This is a genomic window from Peptococcus simiae (assembly GCF_046569735.1).
GTDB lineage: Bacteria > Bacillota > Peptococcia > Peptococcales > Peptococcaceae > Peptococcus > Peptococcus simiae_A.
This window is the reverse complement of record NZ_JBKICG010000010.1, coordinates 62828-84372: the sequence shown is the minus strand read 5'-3', so window position 1 is coordinate 84372 and position 21545 is coordinate 62828. Positions and strand designations below refer to the sequence as shown.

Below are 21545 nucleotides of genomic sequence, written 5' to 3'. Positions count from 1 at the left end.
CTTAATCGTGAATTCTCTCATGTCAGACCTGATGCCGTCTTTTTCAGCCCAGTAGCGAATGAGCTCACCGGACTGGAGGGGCCGGCCTATTGCAAACAAGGTATAGCTTTCGGTTACTTTTCTTCTGCCTCGTCTCATGGTCACCGTGACTTCCTTGCTATCAATGACCTGACTTTGGCCATTGGTGACCACTTCCAGCTTACCTGTTGCCCCTTTCAAGTCATTAAGGATACGAACATCTACTTCACCGGCATTCGGCAACTGGATTTCCAGCTCCGGCGTGGCCATGCCCTGAGCCGGAATTTTAGTATCTTGGGCAAAGGTTCTGGTCAACTTGCCGTCTTGGTCAAGGGGGGTATTTTCCCAACCGGTGAACTCCAGACCCTTGACCTTGTTATAGGCCACCGGGGCTTTAAAGGTGACTTCCTTGTCTTTCGCCACGTAGAATTTTGACCTTTCTGTCATAAAGGCCTTTTCTTCATCGACCACAAATTCCACGATAACCATACCTTCCGGCCGGTCTTCGTCAATTTTTTCGTCCGGCGTGATGTCCGGATTGATGGGAATGACGTCGGCTTCAGGGGCATATTGGGCGGTGAAGTCGATGTTTGCCTTGTTAAGGGCTAAGGCCTGGTCCCAGCCGCTGTTTTCCGCTTTCGCCTTGTAGTAGTTAGCGGGAATGATGGTGGGGACGGCCATGCCCTTGGCTTGGGCGTCAGCAAAGGTAAGGTCCTTGGCAACCTTATAATAGAAGACTGCTTGCCTAGCCTCTTCAACTTGCAAGCTACCATGGTCGCCCTGGTTAAAGGTCACCTTGATAAATGGTGCTTCTACTGGATCGTTTTCGCCGATTTTTTGGACAGGTGCTTGCCAGATGGCTACCAGGGCCTTGTTTTCAGTAATGGCAGTTGTTAAATCAAAGTAGGGGTCGGTATCGCCTGTTTTGCCCTTTTCTTTCCAGCCCATAAAGACTTGGTCGCCTTTGGTGGGTTTGGTAACGGCTTGGAGTGTGCCGCCGTGTTCCACTTCTTGGCTGGCTACATCTGTTCCACCCTTACTATCAAAGCTGACGGTGTGTTTCACCGTCGTCCATTGGGCGGTGGCGGTTTTGCTTTCGGTTAAGGTGACACGTTCGCCGGCTTTATAGACATTGTCGTCGCCGTCGAACTTCCAGCCGGCAAATTCGGCATTGTCTTTTGTCAAGCTGCCTTGGTTGGCCAACTGGACGGTATCGCCGATATTGACGCTTTGGTCTTTCGGAAGGTCTCCGGTGCCTTCGCCGGCCTTATAGCTTAGGGTTACCTTGCCCTTGGAAAAGTGGGCGACGTGCTCGAGATTGCCGGTAATGGTGTCGGTTTGGTTAATCGCTTCCACCCACTTGTCAAAGCTGTAATTCGTATTGGCGACCGGTGTCGGTACGGCGAGTTCTTTATCGCCAGCCGTTTCGTTGTCGCCTAAGATTTTTAGCTTAATCCCAGCCTTGGGGTTGACGTAGTAGGTCTTATCGCCACCCTCAATGTTACCATTTTCGCCAGCGGCAAAGGTGACGGTCACATAGCCTTGCGGCGGGTTTTCCGGTTTACCGGATACCTTTTCGATAATGTCGCCATTTTTGACGAAATTATAGATAAAGGTGTTTTCATTTTTAAAAGTCCCAGTCAAGGCAAGGGTATCGCCATTGGCGTTGGTCCAGTTTTCCGTTTGCCCAGTTTGAACCAAATAACCAGTTTCCGGCGCTTTCGTAATGTCTTTTGCCGGCTGAGTTAAGTCGACTTCCACTTCCGGGGATACATAGTAAGTTAGCGTCCCCTTTAAGCTGCCGCCGGTCCCCGCTTTAAAGTTAACCTTGACATAGTTATCCATCGCCCCTTTTGGCTTTTCGCCATTAGGGGAGGGGATGACTTTTTCGTGGACGGTGACGGTGATTTTTACAGGGCTATCTTGCGTTCCCGTCGTAGACCCGTCTTTGTACTTGACGATAACTGTCGCCGTCTGTTCCCCTATTGTGTTAGGGTCTGCACCTTTAATAATTTCTATATCTTTAATCTCCTTGCCCTCTTGGGGGGTGATTTGCTTGATATAGTCTTGCTTTTCAAGGGTTTTACCTTCAGGGGTGTGGAGGGGGCTTGTCTTTAAAGCTTCCGGAATTTTAACTGCGCTAATAGACTTTTTATAGTTGGCTTCGATGACTGTGACCTTGTCGGTAAATTGATGTTTTTCAAGATTAACGGCTTCTGCAGGCTTGACTTCAGTCAGGCTATCATCACTTTTGCCGGCTTGGACCTTTTGCCAGTCTTTAAAGAGGTATTCGGCTTTTACAGTCTTTCCACCAAGGTCGAGATCTTGGTCTACCTTGCCTGTAGGATTGGTTATGCCTTCGATAGCAACTTCCTTGGTCGCATTGACCCAGAAGGTCCTTTCAAAGGCCGTTTCATCTGTGGCCTTATCGGTTGTCTTGACGATGACCTTGACATAGCTTTCGGGGACATTGGGTTTCTCCGCACCCTCTTGGGGTACAACATCCTGGGCAAAGCCGGGGCTTATCACGGTGTCTGTGGTGAACCGGTAGCGCTTGGCCTTATCGCCGTCCTTAAATTTAAAGACGCCGTTTTCTTTATTCCCTTCATTATATTCCTTATTGCTTGCCGTCCAATGGGTAAAGCCCAGTTTGGCTTTTTCCTCATCGGTTAAGGCAATTTCAGGAATATCCACCAGGGCCTTGGGGTTAACGTAGTAAACCTTGGCGTCTTTATCGCCCTGCTTGCCGGAGGGGTTAACGGTGACTTTGACGTACCTGCCGCCGGCGTCCTTTAAGATGTCCACGAGGTCGCCGTCTTTTTTGCCATTATCCTTTTCTTCTTGGCTAGCGACTTTTTCCGCATCAAGGAGGTACTTGGGCTTTTCGCCGGTGGTTAGGGCCTCATACCGGTTCTTATAAACCCTAAGCGGTATTTCAATGGCCTGCTTGGACCCGTTGCCGTAGTCCACGGTGGCGGCAATTGTCACATCTCTCAAGTCTTCGTCGGAATCGGACTTGCCGAGTTCCTTGACTTTCGCATAAATCTCGCTTTCCGTTTCATTAATGGTCACTTCCACACCCGCCGGCAAGGGACCTTTCACTCCGTTTTCTACCCAAGAGAGGGCAGCCTTTAGTTCGTCGATGGTGGGAGCAAAGGTGTTGACATCCGTTAAGGCCTCTGTCCGCACCAAGGGGTCGATTTGCAGGCCTGCCCAGTTAAAGTAGGCGGTAAATTCGTAGTTCCGGCCGATGACGGTCTTTTCATTAAAGAGCTTGGCATTATCCCAGTAGAGGAATTTTTTGCCGGGGTCGGCGTTGATATAGGGGGTGCCGGCTTTTTCCGCCGCTTCCTTATCTGCCCCTTCTAAGACTTTCGGCACAGGGACATTATCGGAATAAAGGCCGTCGATGACGTCGTAGACCACTTGGGTCTTGGGGATCTTATTGCCATCCTGGTCTAACTTATCTTGCCCATGCTCGTCCTTGACGTAGCCGAAGTTCCCACCTTGCTTGTCCGGGTCAATCTTGAAAATCACCCGGTGGTAGCCTTCCGGGGTAACAGCCTTAGGATCATCCCGCTCAATGACGCGGACATCCTGGTAATAGAAGGCGATTTCATCTTTGCCTGTCCCGTTAATCCCCAGGAAGTTGCCCTCTTCATCTAAGTCAAAGAAAAGCTGTTGCTGGGGAGCACTCACCAGCTTCCAGCCGGGAATGTGGCGGTAGTTCCGGGCATCAAAGTGGCGGTTGCCGTTTTCGACCAATTCCGGCTCAGCTTTATTGATGATCCGGTAGGTTTTCAGCTGGTCATCGGTGGGGTTGGTAATTCCCTTGACCCGGTCATCAAAGTAGTTGACCTTATACTTCCGGGTCTTAAACTCCCGGTAGAAGAAATGGAATTCATTAAAGGCATCCGGGTTTGCCGTACCGTTCTCTAAATAGGGGTCTTGCACCTTCATGGTTTGGAAGTAGCCGTTTTTCCGATTCGATTTCTTGTAAATGTCTTCGTAGGTTTGGTTCCCTTCCAGCTCGTTGGCCTTGTCGTCGTGTTTGAGAACCAGGTACTTGGCCCCTTGCTGGGTGGCGACGGCAGAGGTGTAAGAACCAATCCGCTTAGCTGGTAGGCTTTCTTCATACTTTCTTATAAAGGTCTTGCCGTCTTCTTTGTAGAAGTGGTGGACGGCCTTGATGGGAACGAGTTCATTAGAGACCCAAATGGCCTTAAGGTAGGCATCGGCAACGGTTTCGTTTTGGAAGGCGTAGAGCTCCGGCACTTTATAGGTGTCGTAGTAGCTGGTATCCACAGTGCCATTGGCATTTTTACGCACCAGCTCCCAACCGAGGAAGTCATAACCTTCCCGCTTGGGCTTCCAAGAAGGTTCTTTAATGGTGAGCCGGTGGCCGATTTTGACTTTCTGGACCTTGCCCGGTTGGTTCCGGTCGTAGCCCCCTTCGGTGACGATTTCAGGCATCTTATAGTCTTTTTTGCCGATGGTGGTCTCTACCTCTTCCCCTTCCTTGTGGGTAGCGACGTAGTCCGGTTCCAGTTCCGTCAAGGTGCCGCCGTTGGGGTCAAAGGCTATGGTCCAGTCCGGCTCTTCCTCGCCCCAAATCCCGTAGAGGGTAAGGTTGTAGTCGGGCATGGTTTCCTGGGCCTTGGGGTCTTTGACTAAAGTTACAGACCCGTCTTTATTGGTCACTGCCTTTTGAACAAAGTTGACACCCGAAGGGTCTAATGCCCAGCCCTTAAACTTGTATTCAAGGCCCTTAGCCCTGGCCTCTTGTACGAATGGTGGTTCATCTGCCTCGGCAAGGACGGGAAGGGTCAGGTCTGCAAGGGGCTTTTGGTACTTGACCGCTTGGCTTTGGGGCGAGCCGTCGGTAAAGGTCTTATCTGTATAGGCTGCATCTTCTTTAACCGTCGTTGGGTCTGAGTTGAGGTTCAGGGTGTAGGCGTTTCTCTTGTACTGATAGGGGATATAGCCATTATTCTTAGAAAAATCGCTCCTATTTAATGTTGTTTGGAAGGCAAAGGGGGTCTTTTCATTCTCAGCTCTACCATTGTTTTTTGCTTTTAAGGCTTCTTCTGATTGAACCCTTTCAGATTTTTTATCCCCTGGTTTTGTAAAGCCCTTAAGGCTTGGTGCCGGGAAGCTATATTCCTTAGAATCCGTATCCGACTTCCAGTAGTACAGGTCTGGGTGAAAGCGGTAGACGCCGTCTATGTCCTCTAGCTGAAAGTCCACATGGTGGGGCATAAACTGGTTCGCGTCTGACACGGCAATGCCCATGGAAATAATATTTGTACCCGCATAGGATATTGGCTGACCAGAAGTATCTTTTCTAGACGGGCTGGTAAGGGTCCTGTCCACGTCGATAAACTCGCCCTTGGTCAACCGATAGGGTGGGGTATCTCGATAGATAAAGCCTTTAACTTTATTAATACACCAACCTTGTGAATATCTCCTGATTGGGTACCCTTTGGAGATATAGGCCATCTTCTCGCCCTTAAAGATGTTTTTGGTATAGTCATCCCCCATATCCCCGTCTCTCACCCACTTGTTGGCTAAAGACTCGCCAAAGCGGGCGGTTATGGAGTAGGGCTCATTGCCATGGTCTGGACTTCCATTCTTATAATCGTAAACGGTGATATTACCTGTTTTTTTATCGTATACCGTAATCTCTGGATCAAAAGATTTAAACCTACTAGATATATTAATTTTTTCAAAGATTAAGGTGTAAACGGTCCTATCATAGTAGACCTCATAGACCGTTTTCCCCGTAGAAGACACCTTCTTTTGGACCTGGGCAGCGGTGCCGTCGCCTTTGTTTTCTCGAACGGCGTTGGCGGTTTTCGTTAGGGCGGCATTGTAGGTGTAGTATTTTGAAAGCTCATCCTTATTCTTAACGACCTCTGCCGATTGCCCCTCTAAGTCGGGGAAGGTGACGCCAATGGGCAGGAGGTCTTCCAAGTTTGGTTGAGAGCCGGTAGGGGCATTTGGCATGACCCGTGCGCCGACGAAGTCGTATTTTTCCCGGCGGTTGGCCGGGGTTTTACTGCCAAAGTCGTGGTCGGGCTTTTCAGTATAGTAGAGGACGGTATAGTCTGCCTGAGGGTTGTCTTCCCAAACGGCGGTAAAGGTCAAGTCGTGGGCGGGCATAGCGTCCTTAAATTCAGACTTTTTATTGGCAATGGGGGTATTTGCCGCTACGCTCACCGTACCACCTTGGTCGTCTGTATAGGTAAAGGCGTGGGAGGCCTTCCAGCCTAGAAATTTTGCCCCAACTTTTGTGGGTTCTTTGACGTTCGGAATGGTTTGCCCGTAGTAGAGGACCCGGGCGGGGATATCTGACCCGCCGGCGGTATCATAGGAAACATTGTACTTGGCCCGGTTATACCGGTATTCTACGACAAAGTCTCTCGGGTTTTCCGGGACGCGGACGGTGATCACATTGGCCTCCGGCTCAAAGCCTAGGCGGTCATTGCTGTCCAGGGGGGTAACCACCATATCGTGGCCCACTTGGCCCGATTGTTCTTTTTCGATTGGCTTGGTGTCTCCTGGTCTCGGCCCGTACTTTTCCTTATTATAGAGGTCTTGGAAGACATGCTTAATCTTAATGGGCACTTGGACAGAGGTGTATTTAAAGTCGTAGCCAGTGGCTAGGCTATTTTCAAAAATCGGATCCTTAGGGTTGGTTTCCACTTTTTTGCCCTTTTGAATCGCCTTACTTTTAACGAACTTGTAATTAACATCCAAAACTGGCGTCGGGCGGGTGTAACCGTCTAGTTCAGGGAGTTTCTCCTTGTGGTTGACTTTAGCTTCTTCTTCTGGTGTTATTAGCCTTTCATCGCCGACGGTGGCGATGTAGGGCTGGTAGTTGGTCTCTAGCCTATCGCCCCGTTGCACCTTAAAGTCCCCGGCCATGGTGTAGGTCTTGGGGTAGTCGGGGTCTTTGATCTGTGCGTTGGCCTCGGCGACATTCGCCGGGTCGGTAGCAAATGTCGCCGGTTTGTCCACCGGCATGGCGTTGATGTAATTGTACTTCTCGCTGGGAATGTCATGGTAGCGGAAGCTGCTGGCCAGGGCTTCCAGGGGAAGGGACCCCAGGAGCAAAAAGCCGATTAATAAGAAGGCCACTGCCTTCTTGGCCCAGGCACTGCGTGTAGGCTGAAACACTTTCATCTTTCTTTTCTCCTTTTTAGCGTCTAATTTCACTGTAAATAAGCTCATATTCTTTATAAATAATCGTTCTAAAGACAGGTTACCATGTTAAGTATACCCCATTCTTAGGGCAAATAAAAGATAAGAGGCGGCTGAAAGCTTGTAAAATAGCCCTTCAGTTACGAACAGGCAGGGATCATAGACAAAAGCCTAAAATGGCCGGGCCTGGAAAAAGCGACCAGCTGATTTGCCGGCCGCCCGCTGCCTTCTTTGACATCTTATAGGCAGCCTCCCGGTCTCCTTGCTCCCACAAAACCCGGGCCAGATGAGTCTAATCCCTCTGTCTGGACCGGGGCTGGACCTGGGCGCTGACGGCCAAGCTTAAGCCGGTGAGCACAGCCAAGCTTAGGTAGTAGGCGGGGCCTTGGTTCATGACCAAGAGCCCCAAGAAGGTGTTGGTCAGGCCATGGAGGACCATGCAGCCAGGGATGGACCGGGTCAGGGTCATGAGGGCTGAGAGCCAGTAGCTGAGGGCCAGGCCCAGGAGGGCGAAGTCGGTGAAGGACATGGTCTGGTGGCTATTGCCTTCTATAAACCACAAGGGGATATGCCAGCCCACCCAGATAAGGCCAATGACCAGGGGGACCAGCCAGGCGGGCAGGCGGTTAGCCAGAAGGGGCTGGAGGGTACCCCGCCAGCCGAGTTCTTCATTGCCGCCAAAGAGGAGGCTGGCCTGGATAAAGACCAGGCCAAAGACGACCAGGGCCCGCCCATCCCTGGGGATGCCCGAGACCAGGCCAGTAGAAAAGGCCAGGAAAAAGAGGGCCAAGAGGCCGGCAAAAGCGGCTAAGACGGGGAGGGTCTTGGGCCGGTGGCTGGTCAGGAATTGGCCCAGCCCTTTTAAGGAAAAGCCACCCGGCAGGCAGAGGCAGGCGGCGATGGTTGGGCCAAAGCCACCTAGGAAAAAGGCCAGCAGGGCCGGAGGATCCTGGGCCGTTAGCGGGCTTATTTTTACGACCAGGGCCTCTCCCCACCAGGCCAACCAGCTAATGGCAAAGGTCAGGACCAGGTAACGGCCTAGCCGGTCAGGTGCATTTTTGATGATCATGGACATCTCTCCCCTTGAGCTGGGCGACGGTTCATTAATATAGGACCACTATATCATATTTAAAAGCATATTTAAAAGTCCTATCGCAAATAAATAAGGCCGGTGAAACTTTCCTGGGCCAAAGAAAAAAGTTCCTGAGCAAATTTCTCACTCAGGAACTTTTTTATTGATCGCTCTTTAGTCCACAGCCTGGGCCTGGACCACTAGCCGGTCGGTATCGGAGCAGGTGGACAGAGTCAGGATGGGGTGGCCGGGGTCGGCAGGCAGGTCTTCTTGGATGAGGTTCCGCTCGGCGACCCAGTCTCTAAAGGTCTGCCAGTCTGTGGGGCTGTAGTTGGGGGCCCGGTAGGGGCTGGCGGGGGAGGCGATGTAAACGGCGACAACTTGGTAGTCCTGCCGGCCTTCCGGGGTGTAGATGTGCACTGTGGGGTGGGCATTGCGGAAGGCTTGGTCCCGGTAGCCTTCCAGGTCATGGAAGACTTGACCGCTTTGGACGTTGTGCCCATAGAGGATGGTGTTTTGGTCGGATAGGTCCGGCCGGTTGGCCTTGTCCATGAAGACTTCGCCAAAGGGGTGGTATTCACCGGTGTAGCTGTGGTCCAGGTAGTAGGCATTGTCTTGGCCTTGGACGATGGGGAGGTCTATCCTGGTGCCGGGGATTTGGATCCAACCGATGATATCGGGGTACCGGGCTTGGAGGTCTTTGAGGGTCCGGACCATGGCTTGGCTATGGGGATCTTCACCTGGGCTGGTTTGGTCTTGTGCTTTAGTGGCCAGGGCAGCTGTAAGGGCTTGGTGCCGGCTGGTGAAGTCCCGGTCAGCTTGGTAGTAGCTGATGATTTTATAGCTGGAAAAGAGGATGATGGCTAAAAGGAGGATTTTGATGGCGAGAAGGATTTTTCCTTTCACTGCTGTTTCTGACCTCCTTCTTTCTTTTTATTCTTCGTCTTCTTTTCTTCTGGCGCCGAGCAGGGCCAGGAGGGCTGAGGCGGCGCCGGCTAGGCCTGCGTAGGGCAGGACGCCGGGGTCAAAGGTTTTGGGGGCCAGGCTGTCGCCATTGGCCTGGCTGACAGCTGCCGGTTGACCGGGGGCTTGGGGGCCTACCGGTGCGGGCTGGGTGGGGGTCGGTTGGACAGGGCTCGGCCCGACCGGATCGGGCTTAACCGGGGTTTCCGGGCTGGGCGGGACCGGTTGGTCCGGAGTAGAGCCGCCGGGTTGGCCCGGGTTGGGCTTGATCGGTTTATCCGGGCTCGGTGGAACAGGCTTATCCGGGGTAGACCCACCGGATTGGCCCGGGTTGGGCTTGGTCGGCTGGTCTGGGCTAGACCCGCCGGGTTGGCTCGGGTTAGGCCTTACCGGATGACTTGGGTCTGTCGTCCCAGGGGTTGGGGGATTGCTAGGTTTGGTGCTGCCACCGCCACCCGGATTGGGTTTCGGCGGCATCTTGCATAAGGTCCCAACCTTGACGATTTTCTTCACGGGATCTTTGATGGTCCTTGCTTCAATATTTCCGTCTCTTTGACTGTTTACTACATTAATTGAAACTTCTCTTAGGCCTTCCTCGCCTTCTTGGACAGTTACTATGTCTCCAGCTGCCATGGTGTCGTCCCTTATCACCTCAACTTCGTAGGCAATTTTATCGACATATTTCACTTGCCCGGTTGTCTTAGAACCGACCTTAACCACTCGATTGGTAGGCGCTACATCTGTTTCAGTGACTTCAATCTTGCCGGTTTGGGGGTTAAAGGTACTTGTAATGGTCTTGGTCCCCTTAACGCCGGCCGTTTTTTCTTCAGTCTTTCCATATTCCATCGTGTCATCAAGTTCATACTCGGTATTAAATGGAATGTCGACAGACTTTTCAACAGCCTTAGTGCCGATTTCGACGATTCTCTTTTGACCTTCTTCCGTTCTTTCGATGGTCTTCAGATTGCTGCTTGCCTGGTCGTAGTAGACCTGAACCGTCGTCTTTCCAGCCTTGCCGGCTTGTTTTTCGACCATGATACCGGAATCAAGCTGGTCATTGTATTCGAATACCGTTTCAATGGGCTTGTCCACTTCTTTGGTCACGGTTTGTGTACCGATTTCTACGATCCGTTTTACAGCCGCCTTGGTTTCCGTGGAGCTTGTAGTCATATCGCCATCCTTGACACCATTTTTAATCTTTTGGGTGTAGGTGACTTCTTTTTCACCTACTTCCCCCTCTTGGATGATGTCGATGATGCCGGCAGGGCGCTCTGCCATATATCGTATTTCGACTTCGAACGGAATGGGGACATTTTCCGTATGTTGAACCTGTCCCGTAAAGTCCTTACTGCCCACCTTGACCACTTGGGTTATCGGTTTCGTTTCTGATGTTACAGAAGTGCCCGTTACTTCAGCATTTTTAATGGTAAACTTCGTCGTCTTAGACCCTTCAACGCCTTGGGTTACGATCTTATAGTCGCCCTTGTTCATGCTTTCGTCGACTTCCACTTTTACTTCAAATGGAATCTTTTCTGTATGGGTGTAAGAGCCTTCTTTTTGAGCGCCGATTCGGACAATCTTAGTGGTCGGTTGGGAATTCGTTATAGTTTCACCAACATCCTTACCAGTGACCTTACCATTTACAATGGTTAGAGTAGTCGTAACTTGACTTTCTCCATTTTTTCCAGCTTGTTCTACAACTTCTGCCCCTGGGGATAGGGTTTCGTCAAGTTTGTATTCCACATCAAATGGAATAATATTCTTGGAAACGATATCATAGCTTCCGGTTAGGTCACCTTCTCCTATAATGACAACGGCATTTTGAGCCTCTTTAGTCGTTTCCCAAGCTAGCTTGTCTGCATTGGTAACCTTGGAGTTTTCGATGCTAAGGGTCGTCTTCTTACTGCCCTTGACACCTCTCTTTTCATTGCCAGCTGCGTCTTTTTCGTACTTCCACTGGCCCTTATTGAGGCTCGGGTCAGTCTTTACTTCTATATCAAATGGAATTTCTTGGACCACTTCGTGGCTGCCATCGGTCTTAGCACCGATTCTTACAATCTTCTTAACAGGTGCCTTGGTTTGGGTAGTCGTCCCTACTACTGAAGATTCTACAGTGCCATTCTTGATAGTATGAGTCGTAACCGTTTCTTTTTCGCCAAGAACGCCTTCTTGGTCTACTTCTTCCACACCTGGGGCAAGGCTTGGGTCAACCTTGTATTCTACATCGTAGGGAACGACATCCTTATCTGTAGTTGTAAAGGTGCCTGTGAAGTCTTTGCTGCCCACTTTTATTAGGGCACTTACTGGTTGTTTTGTAGTAGAAGTTTGTGCAGAACCCTCCACAACCTTGGAGTTTTTAATGGTCCAAGTCGTGGTCTTAGACCCCTTTTCGCCCTTGGTTACTTCTTTGTAGGTTCCGGCTTTCATGGTCGGATCATACTCCACTGTGTACTCAAAGGGAATATCTTCTGTATGGCTGTGGGTGCCGTCGGTCATAGTACCAACCTTGATGACCTTGTCTACCTTTTCTGTAGTAACTGTTTCATCAGTAACTGTAAAGGATTCTTGAACGCCATTTACAAACTTTTGCGTAATGGTCTTAGTCTTCTCACCATTCTTACCTTCAGTTTCAACTCTTGTTTCGCCGGCTGCAAGGGTATCGTCAGGCTGAATAATGACTTCAAATGGAATGGTTTCCTTGACGGTATTGGTCAAGTCGCCGGTAAATTTGTTGGTACCGACTTTAATGACTTGGATAGGCTTGGTAACAACGGCCGTTTCACTGGTCTCAATTTGTCCGGTGGTCGGATTGTAGGTGTTTGTAACCGTCGTTACAACCTTGCCCGGCGTATAGTCGCCAAGTTCTGCCTTGCCCACGTCTAAAGACGGGTCATATTCATACTTGATTTCTACGCCAACTTCACTATTTGCTTCCTTGGTGTTTGTTACAGGTTTCTTGCCAACGCGAATAATGTGGTCAACAGCGGCAACATTATTGGTTACAGTAGTTTGGATGTCGCCTTCTGCTGTTCCATTCTTGATGTTTTGGGTGTAGGTTGTGGTCTTAGTTCCTTCTTTTCCTTGTTGTTGGACTACAACCTTACCTGGTGCAAGGTCAGTATCTTCAATCACCTGTACATTAAATGGTATCTTTTCTGTCACATCGTGGGAAACACTACCAGTAAAGTCTTTAGAGCCGACGAGAATGACGGCATCCACAGGTTCTACCCTTGTCTCGGTAGGGTCTCCAACTTTTTGTGAATTTTCGATGGTCCAAGTCTTGGTAATAGACCCATCTGTACCTGTCATTTCCTCGCCAGCGGCATTTTTCTTGTATGCCCATTGGCCCTTGGGAATGGAAGAATCGTATTCCACCTTAAAGCCGTGTTTGATGGGATCTGTGTCTACGAGTGTACCTTCCGTCTTTGTGCCGACTTTTATGACCTTGTCTACCTTTTCAGTCGTGGTTGTGGTAACTTTTCTTTCGGGAATGGTAATCGTGCCGGTTGGGCTATTCTTAGAATCGAAACCATTCATTAATGCTTCAAAGGTCTGTCCATTATAGCTTGCTGCCATTACATTGCCATATTGGTCGGTCGTCTTTGTAATTTTACTTACGTCCCAATAGCCTTTGCCGACCATGTAATTGGCCATGGCCTCATAGTTGGGAAGATTGTACACACCATTGGTTTCGTCGTGGAGTAGGAAGTTTTCTTCGCCAATTTCAGCCATCATATCGTCAAGACTTACGATTTCTGGTGCTTTGACGACCGTTTTTTCAACGCCTACTACCCCTTCAGTTACAGTCTTTTTTTCTCCGGCTGCAAGCTGATCGTCAAATTGGATGGTTGTGTCGTAAGGAATGTGGTCTTCGTGGGTATATTCGTACTTGGTTCCCACGCGGACCTTCCTATTGACAGGGGCTGTGGTAGTTTCTGTTGTTGTGGAAATCACACCTGTTTGTGGGTCTCTCACTGTTTTTACAATGGCCACTCCATCGCTGCCTTCTATATCCACCACTTCCTCGCCTGCTGCAAGGGTCGGATCGTAGATGATCTCCGTGTCATGCTTGATATTCACTTCTTGGGTAAGGGGCTTGACGCCCACTTTGACCAGTCTGTCCTGCTTCTCTGTCAGGGTCTCTTCTATTACAGTAAATTTAGCATCACCGGGTTCAAAGACACCATTGACGATAATCCCCTTGACCCCATTTTGAACGGCCTGGGTGAATTTGACCTTTTTCTTGCCAACTGTCCCTTCTTGGACAACTTGGATAACGCCCATGTCCAGGTTTTCGTCGTAGATTTCCTTAGATTCAAAGGGGATGTCCTTTTCATATTCGTGGACAACTTCTGCCTGATACCTGGGTCTGGCGATAAACTGGGCCTTAACTTCTTCGGTTTTGGTCTGTCCTGTTGTTGCATCTGTATAGTTGACTATGACAGGTACATAGAGGTTTTCGCCCCCTATGATTTCCACATTTTCTGGAACTACCGCTGTCACTTCACCGGTTTGACCATTAATTTTTATATCTGTCCATGTATTGCCCTTATCATCTGTGTAGGTCACACCTTGTTTTAATTCATAGGATGTAGGCTGCTTTTTTTCCTTATCTTTTTCACCGTCAGGTATAATTGGCGTATTTGTCAGCCTTTCCCCTTGGTAACCGGCCTTGGCGTGGTATTCAGGCCTATTGTTGTCTGATTCTTGGACAACAAAGTGGAACCATTCGGCGTCTTCCGACCCATTGGTATAGGTATAGGACATAGGGAGGGCTATAAAGTCCCCTGCCTTGGCTGTGGCCGGCGCTGTTACCTTAAAGCTAGAAAGGTCTCCTGGAGTGATTTCAATCTTCCAGCCGTCTGCTTCAGCCCTTGCGATAAATTCCGGGTCGACTTTACCGGTGACCAGGCCTTTGTTACGGGCCTCGTTCATTTCTGAGGCAGTTTTTTCGTGAGGATACTTGCCTTCATTTTCTGCCTTGATTTCCATGGTTTTAGATTCGCCGGGCTTAATCCCGGTCATCTTGTCGGTATCTTTGACCTTTTTGGTGTCCCAGTTTTGGTCATAAAAGCGGGTATCGTCAAGGTTGATGGTGATTTCCCCGACCTTGTTGTAGTGGTCATAGCGGGCGATACCTTGATTGGCAATGACGACCATCTCTCCATTGTGGGTGATGGCGGTGGTGCCTGCCCCTGTGTCTGTGTAGTACTTGCTTACCCAACCTTGGTCGGCGTTTTCCTTATCTACTATTTGCCTAAACTCGGCTTCGGTCCTCGGTCTTGCAAAAAATCTTGCCGATAGATTTTGGATATTTTTAAAGACTGGGTCATTAAAGATTGAGTTTGGATTAAGGATTGGCTTATACTCACCCTTGGCAGCTGCCTCTGGGTCATTCATGATGGCCCCTTGAGGCATCTTAAAGACCACATCACCTTCTGTAAGGGTAGCTGTTGGGTCTTGTTTTTGCATTTCGGCTAAAATGTCCGCCTTGTTATCCGGGGTGATGAGGATAGCCTGGGCATACTTAGAGTCTACCACATATCCATCCGGATGGTAGACTTCACTTGAGATGCGGGAGTAGTCATCGATGGTGATTTGCTTTTCATTGCCTTGTTCATCAGTAATGGTAAAAGTCTCGCGAAGGAGGTTGTCTATCCTGGCCCCAGTTTTTATATACTGGCCCTTGACAGGAACAGTGTTAACACTTGTCTCCCCTGTGACAGAGATAATAGATAGGTTTCTGTTCTCATTAGGGAAGGGGTTGACAGAGAAGTGGGCTTCAAAGTTCTCACTACTTGTAATCTGATTATTTGGATTATCCGTAGTATATTGACCAGACCACTTGATCTGACCGGTCTTATTGTCCTTGTGGTTGAGCTTTTCCAGATAGGTCTTTTCAGCGTCTACAAAATATTTAGCTTGTCTTCCTGTTTCTACTGTAGCATTAACATCATCTGTAGGGTTAGGCTGGTTGACTCCATCTATTTTGGTCTCTACCTTGCCATTATCATTTGGTGTAAGTGGAGCTCCTCTTTGAGTCGAGGAAGAGCCAATTTCTGTATAGGTCCTTTGGCTGGCATCCTTGTCCACATCAATGGTTACGCTGACAGTCCTTTTGTCAATCGTTTCTGCATTTGGCTCACTGGTAGTGGCCGTAACCCCTTCGACTTGGGTTCCAACGTCATCCTTTAAAATGTCATGTTTCACACCATTATTGGCGATTTCAGAGTCCTTGTAGTTTCCTACCTTGGCCTCATCGGCTGCCATAGACCCATCGGTCTTGGTGATGGCCTCGCCTGTAGTCGGATTCTTGGCAACGCCCACTGAGGCCGGGCCTGTGCCTGCTCCGGCACTAACAGGACTTGGAGCCTCTTCTGGGCCGGCTTCAAGAGGATTGGCAGCTGTAGCTGGTTCTGCCTGGTTTTCAACACTTGCAGGACTTTCTTTTTCTTCAGCCGGGGCATCTGTCCCAGCAGGCGTTTCCAGCTGGTTATCAGCAACCGGTGCGGGTGTTACTGCCTTGGTCACGGGTTTGGCCGGTTGGGCTTCCAGTGGCTTTTCGCCAGCTGGCTCTTCCTTCAGCAGAGATTCGTCTCCCCCCTGATTTTCTGCAGCAGAAAGAGAAGCAGCCGATGTCTCAGTTGCTTCCATGGGGCTGGTGGTATCAACTTTTTTAGAGGCTTCTCCTGTATCACTACCAGTAGCTGCTGCGCCCTGGTCACTTACTTCACTTGAAATATTTTCAGAAGTGGACGGGACGGGGCTGGCTGGCTCATCGGCACTAGGGCTTTCGACAGCCACGGCTTCCGGCAGGGCCTGGGCCTCCTGGGCCAAGACCGGGGCCGGTGCGGCCCACAAGGCGTAGCCAAGGATGCAGGACACCAGGCCTACGGAAAACTTCCGCATCCCGTACTTGGGCATTCTTTCAGCCAGCAGGCGGTTTTTTGCCTCTATCTCTTTTTGTATTTTTTCCAAAACGATATGCCTCCTCGTGCAAACGCTCTTCTTTTTATATGAAAAACATCTAGTGTTTATCTAGGTTTTAGAGCGAAAAACTTCCGTAATGCAAAAAGGGTCTACAAGGTAAGGGCGTGCTTATACTCTACAAAATATATTATACCATACTCGGACATATTTTATTATTGTATTGTATCTTTGTTATTTATTTTTAACCTTTATGCCGGCATGACACCCAGTGGTTAGAGGGCCCAAAAAATTTAGACTTAATGGCTGGGCCTCTTGCTTGCTCTATTTTGTTTTACATGCGGATTTTCCAGGCCGCTTTCATGTATTCCCGGTATTGTTTTGGGCTCAAGCGAGCCCATTTTTCTTTGATTCGATCTTTGCTCTGATAGGCCCTCTTGCTGCCGGCTGGCCTATAAGCATCTTCTCCGGGAAGATCGTCTTCAGGAACTTTTCTTTTAAATTCATCATTATCTTTTGCCATGAAAAGACCCCCTAAAGTTAGCTGTGGTGGTCCAACTTTAGGGGGTCAGTGCAGCGGTGTTCTTTTTGATAGCCTGTTCTTATACAAGTGCTGCTTATTTTAAAACAATCTTGTCGTCTACATAGTCAACGGTAATGGTGCTGCCTTCATCAAACTGCTTGGCCAGGATGGCATCGGAGAGGGGGTCTTCAATTTCATTTTGAATGGCCCGGCGCAGGGGGCGGGCGCCATATTCCGGATCGTAGCCAACTTCGCTGATGTGGGCTTGGGCGGCATCGGTTAATGCTAAAGAAAGGTCCATTGCTGCCAGCCGTTTGCGCAGGTCGCCGAGCATGAGACCGACGATCTCTTTGAGCTGGTCTTTTTCCAGGGCATGGAAGACGACGGTATCGTCAATCCGGTTGAGGAATTCGGGGCGGAAGACCTTTTTCACTGCATCCAGGACCTTTTTCTTCATGCTGGTATAGTCTTTTTGGCTCTTGTCTTCTCCATCGGCCAGGGTCGCAAAGCCCAGGCCGCCGGCGCCTTTGATTTCCTTGGCCCCGATGTTGGAGGTCATGATGATGACGGTGTTCTTGAAGTCGACCACCCGGCCCTGGCTATCGGTGAGACGGCCATCGTCCAGGACTTGCAGGAGCAGGTTAAAGACATCCGGATGGGCTTTTTCAATTTCATCTAAGAGGATGACGCTATAGGGTTTCCGGCGGACGACCTCGGTCAGTTGGCCGCCTTCTTCGTAGCCAACGTATCCCGGAGGCGCCCCGGTGAGCCGGCTGACGGCGAATTTCTCCATATATTCACTCATGTCAATCCGGACCATATTGTCTTCATCATCGAAGAGGGCTTCAGCCAGGGCCTTGGCCAGTTCGGTTTTCCCGACCCCGGTGGGCCCCAGGAAGAGGAAGCTGCCAATGGGCCGTTTGGGATCTTTCAGACCGGAATGGGCCCGGCGGACGGCCTTGGAAACGGCGGTGACGGCTTCATCCTGGCCGATAACCCGTTCGTGCAGAAGGCTTTCCATATTGAGGAGCCGGTCGCTTTCCGTTTCGGTGAGCTTGGTGACCGGGACCCCGCTCCAAGTGGAGACCACTTCGGCGACGTCTTCAGCATTAACTTCTTCCGCCTGGCCGGTCTGGCCCTTCTTCCATTCACCTTGGAGGTCCGCCAGTTTGTCCTTGGCGGCCTTTTCCTTGTCGCGGTATTCGGCAGCCTTTTCGTAGTCCTGTGCGGCGACGGCACTTTCTTTTTCTTGGGCATAGGTGCGGATGTCGTTTTCCAGGTCCTTGACTTCCGGCGGAGCAGTATAGGCCTTTAGCCGGACTTTAGAGCAGGCTTCATCGATGAGGTCGATGGCCTTGTCCGGTAACTGCCGGTCGGCAATGTAGCGGTCGGACAGATGGACGGCGGCATCGATGGCTTCATCGGTAATAGTGACCTTGTGGTGGGCTTCATACTTGTCCCGGATTCCCTTTAAGATTTCAATGGATTCTTCCGGGCTGGGGGCATCCACCATAACGGGCTGGAAGCGGCGTTCCAGGGCGGCGTCTTTTTCGATGTGTTTGCGGTATTCATCCAGGGTGGTGGCCCCAATGAGCTGGAGGTCACCCCGGGCCAGTTCAGGTTTTAAGATATTGGCGGCGTCCAGGGCCCCTTCTGCAGCGCCGGCACCGATGATGGTGTGGAGCTCGTCAATGAAGAGGATGACGTCCTGCCGTTGCTTGACTTCTTCAACGACTTTTTTCAGCCGTTCTTCAAAGTCACCCCGGTACTTACTCCCGGCAACCAGGTTGCTCAGGTTCAGGGTGATGATTTGCTTGTCGCGCAGGAGTTCCGGCACATCGCCGGAAACAATGCGCTGGGCCAGGCCTTCAGCGATGGCGGTTTTACCAACGCCAGGCTCCCCGATGAGGGCGGGGTTATTCTTGGTTCGGCGGACCAGGATCTGGATGACCCGGTCGATTTCCTTTTGCCGGCCGATGACAGGGTCAATCTTCCCGTCTTTGGCGGCCTTGTTCAGGTTGGTGCCGAATTCTTCCAGGCCGCCGCCATTGCCGCCTTCAGGGACTTGCCCGTCAGGGCCGGGCATTTGGCCGGCGCCACCGGTTTGCCCACCGCCCAGGAGGGCGATAATCTGGGCCCGGACCTTGTCGGCGGTAATGCCCTGGTTCACCAGGACTTGGAAGGCCACCCCTTCCCCTTCGCGGATAATCCCCAAGAGGAGGTGTTCGGTGGCCACATAGTTGACGCCCCAACGGACGGCTTCATCCTTGGCCAGGTCGAAGACCTTTTTCACCCGGGGGGTGATCCGCAGCTGGTTGGGGTTGACCTGGCTGGCGCCCGGTTGAACCATCCGGCTGACATCCTGTTTAATGCGGTCGGCGTCTACCCCGAGAGATTCCAGGGCTTTAGCGGCCACGCCGTGGCCTTCATCTATAATCCCGAGCAGGAGATGCTCGGTGCCCACTGCCGGCTGGTGCATGGCAAGGGCTTCTTGTTGGGCCAATGCAATGACTTGCATGGCTCTTTCAGTAAAGTTATCTAACATAAGCTCACGCCTCCTTTGTCGAATGATCGACAGGTAAGTGTAATTGTTGTCTTAATTGACTGGCCCTGAGGGCATCCCTACCCGCTTCATCGGCCGGCTGGCCCTCTTTGAGCATGAGGTAGCCCGGTTGGGCGAGCAGGTAGGCCCGGTCGACTTGGGCCAGGCTGAGGGGGGCCAGGGTCCCGGTGGCTGCGCCCATCCGGAGGGGGGAGAGCAGCTTGTAGGCCTCGGCCGAACTCAGCCGGCGGGCATAGGCACAAATGCCGTAATTCCGCCAGATTTCATCTTCCAGGGCCAGGCCCCGGGATTTGTCCAGGTCTTCCCGGGCCTGGCGTTCGGCAGCGATTAACCGGCGGGCGGCCCCTTCCAGGGTCCTAATGATGTCTTCTTCCGTCCGGCCCAGGCTTTGCTGGTTGGATATCTGATAGAAGTCACCAACAGCCTCGCTGCCTTCGCCAAAGAGGCCCCGGACAGCCAGGCCCATCTGGGAAAATTCCTGGACAAGCCGGAGGCCGCCGGTCAGGCGGAGGGCCGGCAGGTGGACCAAGACACTGGCCCGGAGCCCGGTGCCGATATTGGTCGGGCAGGCGGTCAGGTAGCCCAGTTTTTCATCAAAGGCGTAGGGGCTGGCGGCCCCCAGGCCATCGTCCAGAGTACTGGCCCGTTGCCAGGCAGCACCCAGGTTCAGCCCCGGCTCAAAAACCTGGATCCGGAGCTGGTCTTCTTCATTGACCATGACCGAGACCCCGTCATCATCTGACAGCATAAGGGCCCGGTAGCGGTCGTCATCCTTCGCATGGTCAGGACTGATGAGGTGCTTTTCCACCAGGACCTGGCGGACCAGGTCCGACTGGCGGCTCAGGTCTATAAATTGGTAGCCGGGCCGGTCGGTGCAAAAGTCACTAACCACCTTCCAGACCCGGAGGGCGCTTTCCCGGTCTTCCCGGTTGGGGAAGGGCTCGGCCTTAAAGTTCCGGGCCAGGCGGATCCGGGAGGACAGGACCACGTCCTTGTCCGGTCCCTCACCACTGGTCCAGGGGCTTTCCGGGGCCTTTAACCCGTCAGCTAAGTCAGGCAGCGCTGCCACCTCCCTGGTCTTGGTCCTTCTTATCTTCTGCTTGCTTCTTTTCCTTATCTTGGTCTATGGGCGCCGAGGCCTGATTTTCTTTGGCCCGGATTTCATCTCTTAATTCTGCTGCCCGTTCGTAGTTTTCGCCGGCAATGGCCTCTTTTAAGGCCTGGCGCAACTGGTCAATGACCCGCTTTTCACTGTAGGCGGTACTGACCCCTTCCGGCACCTTGCCCACGTGCTCGGTATGTCCGTGCAACCGCCGCAGGAGGGGCGGGATCAAGTCGGAAAAGTGGTCGTAGCATTCGGCACAGCCCAGGAGGCCATTTTGTTGGAAGGCCCGCCAGGTCATCCCGCAGGAGGGACAGGGCAGGGGGTCTTGGGCCGGTTGGCCGGTGGAAACAGCTGATTCCGGACTGCCGGCAAAAAAGCTGTTCATCATCTGGGCCAGATTGAAGGGCTCGTAGCCGTCATTAAAAAGCTGACTAAAGCCGCCAAGCTGAGATGTTGCCATGCCGACCTTACCCAGCGCCGCGGCGCAGTCTCCACAAAGGTGTTCTTCTGTCTTCTGACCATTGATCACTGAAACGGTATGGTATGTGGCTTGATTGTTATGACAATGTTGACAAAGCATCTCTGTCACCCTTTCTATTTTTCTTCGCTTTGGTCCATGGCGGTACAGGTTGCAATCAGCTGTCTGAGCAAGTGGGCCCGTAAGGCTGAGGCTTTTGGCCCTTCAGGGAGGGCCATGACCCGGTCCTTAAAGATGGACCCGAAGAGGTCCGCTGTCCTGGCCGACAGGAAGTCTGCCTCGACCAGGCGTTTTAAGAGCCGCTCCCCTTCCCGCTCACTGATCGCATCACCGACAGCTTCCAGGAGGGCCTGCATATCATCCCGGCTTTCCAGGGGGATGGCTACAATGCGGACATAACCGCCGCCGCCCCGCCGGGTCTCAACCAGGTAGCCATCCATTAATGAAAACCGGGTGGCTAGGACATAATTGATCTGGGAAGGCACACAGTCAAAGAGTTCTGACAAGAGGCTCCGCTGGATTTCCAGCATGCCGGCCTCCTGGTCTGCCAAACGTCTTTTCAGGTAAAGCTCAATCTCTTTGGATAAACTGGCCACAAGCTCACCTCCTTTGTGGTATTTCAGGCTTTTTATTTTTGACCTTCTCTGACGTTGATCATATTTTACCATCTTTGACCTTCCTTGTAAAGGGGCA

The 21545-nt window shown here is 51.4% G+C and carries 9 protein-coding genes; all 9 read right to left on the bottom strand.

All coding sequences use genetic code 11. From position 1 onward, the window contains the following. Positions 1-7203 (bottom strand): InlB B-repeat-containing protein (locus tag ACLGL1_RS05835; RefSeq protein ID WP_411007806.1); only part of this gene is annotated, 7203 nt, incomplete at its 3' end. A gap of 310 nt (positions 7204-7513) precedes the next feature. Further along, positions 7514-8290 carry a CPBP family intramembrane glutamic endopeptidase gene (locus tag ACLGL1_RS05830; protein WP_411007805.1) on the bottom strand — a complete coding sequence of 259 codons (777 nt, stop codon included), beginning with the start codon at positions 8288-8290 and terminating at the stop codon, positions 7514-7516. A 177-nt stretch (positions 8291-8467) separates the two neighbouring features. Next, positions 8468-9199 (bottom strand): class B sortase, encoded by a 732-nt coding sequence (srtB, locus tag ACLGL1_RS05825; protein ID WP_411007804.1) that lies wholly within the window; start codon positions 9197-9199, stop codon positions 8468-8470. A 27-nt stretch (positions 9200-9226) separates the two neighbouring features. Then, complete coding sequence (locus tag ACLGL1_RS05820; protein ID WP_411007803.1) at positions 9227-16234, bottom strand: G5 domain-containing protein; 7008 nt, start codon at positions 16232-16234, stop codon at positions 9227-9229. A 283-nt stretch (positions 16235-16517) separates the two neighbouring features. Then, positions 16518-16706: a hypothetical protein gene (locus tag ACLGL1_RS05815; RefSeq protein WP_411007802.1), complete on the bottom strand. Its 189-nt coding sequence runs from the start codon at positions 16704-16706 to the stop codon at positions 16518-16520. A 94-nt stretch (positions 16707-16800) separates the two neighbouring features. Beyond that, positions 16801-19251 (bottom strand): ATP-dependent Clp protease ATP-binding subunit, encoded by a 2451-nt coding sequence (locus tag ACLGL1_RS05810; protein WP_411007801.1) that lies wholly within the window; start codon positions 19249-19251, stop codon positions 16801-16803. A 4-nt stretch (positions 19252-19255) separates the two neighbouring features. Then, entirely contained in the window at positions 19256-20338 is a 1083-nt protein-coding gene (locus tag ACLGL1_RS05805) for an ATP--guanido phosphotransferase (protein ID WP_411007800.1), read from the bottom strand. Further along, positions 20322-20834, bottom strand: a complete 513-nt coding sequence (locus ACLGL1_RS05800) for a UvrB/UvrC motif-containing protein (protein ID WP_411007799.1) — start codon at positions 20832-20834, stop codon at positions 20322-20324. Before ACLGL1_RS05800 ends, ACLGL1_RS05805 begins: the two co-directional genes overlap by 17 nt. 134 nt (positions 20835-20968) lie before the next feature. Further along, complete coding sequence (locus ACLGL1_RS05795; protein WP_411007798.1) at positions 20969-21448, bottom strand: CtsR family transcriptional regulator; 480 nt, start codon at positions 21446-21448, stop codon at positions 20969-20971. Between the last annotated feature and the right edge of the window lie 97 nt (positions 21449-21545).

Excerpts from the sequence above, each read along its gene's own strand:
- ACLGL1_RS05830 (WP_411007805.1), bottom strand. The coding sequence starts at position 8,290 with ATGATCATCAAAAATGCACCTGACCGGCTAGGCCGTTACCTGGTCCTG.
- ACLGL1_RS05815 (WP_411007802.1), bottom strand. The coding sequence starts at position 16,706 with ATGGCAAAAGATAATGATGAATTTAAAAGAAAAGTTCCTGAAGACGAT.
- ACLGL1_RS05810 (WP_411007801.1), bottom strand. The coding sequence starts at position 19,251 with ATGTTAGATAACTTTACTGAAAGAGCCATGCAAGTCATTGCATTGGCC.
- ACLGL1_RS05800 (WP_411007799.1), bottom strand. The coding sequence starts at position 20,834 with ATGGCAACATCTCAGCTTGGCGGCTTTAGTCAGCTTTTTAATGACGGC.